The sequence below is a fragment of the Rhodobacter sp. Har01 genome (assembly GCF_020564565.1).
Taxonomy (GTDB): Bacteria; Pseudomonadota; Alphaproteobacteria; order Rhodobacterales; family Rhodobacteraceae; genus Pseudogemmobacter.
Genome location: NZ_JAJCTD010000036.1, coordinates 1 through 555, shown reverse-complemented (window position 1 = coordinate 555; position 555 = coordinate 1). Strand labels below are relative to the sequence as shown.

The following is a 555-nucleotide window of genomic DNA, read 5'->3' as shown; positions in this document are numbered from 1 at the left end:
GGCACGGCGTCAGCGATGCGACCATCTGCAAGTGGAAGGCCAAGTACGGCGAAGCGGCTGAAGCGGCTCGAGGACGAGAACGCCGGAAGCGGCGGCTGGCTGATGCGATGCTTGATAACGCGGCTGTGAAGGATCTCCCTGGAAAGGGGGGACGCCCGCTGGCAAGCGGTCGCGCCCCTGTGGCGCTGCCACTGATGCCGAACCAGCGCCGGTCGCCGGACTTCGTATCGGACCAGTTGACGGATGGACGCCGGTTCCGGACCATGACCGTCGTCGATGACGGCACGCGGGAAGGCCCCGCCCTGATCGCCGACACCTCGCTGTCGGCGCTCGGGCAGCGCGGGAATCGGCGACGCTGTCTGATGCCCGCGGCAAACCCGCGACGGTGGTCAGCGATAACGGGACCAAATTCACCTCGACCGCCATCCTGAAGCTCGTGGATGATGCGGCGTCTGACCGGCACTGCATCGCACCCGGAAAGCCCACGCAGAACCGTCGCAGGCTGTCTCGAACCAATGGCGTTCGCCTGCTCCAGATCGAAAGCTTCGACGGTCG

The 555-nt window shown here is 66.3% G+C and carries 1 pseudogene; it reads left to right on the top strand.

Annotated features, from left to right (window positions below):
• Nucleotides 1-493: pseudogene (locus tag LHP98_RS19295) on the top strand (hypothetical protein); the annotation flags it as partial.
• Nucleotides 494-555 lie beyond the last annotated feature (62 nt).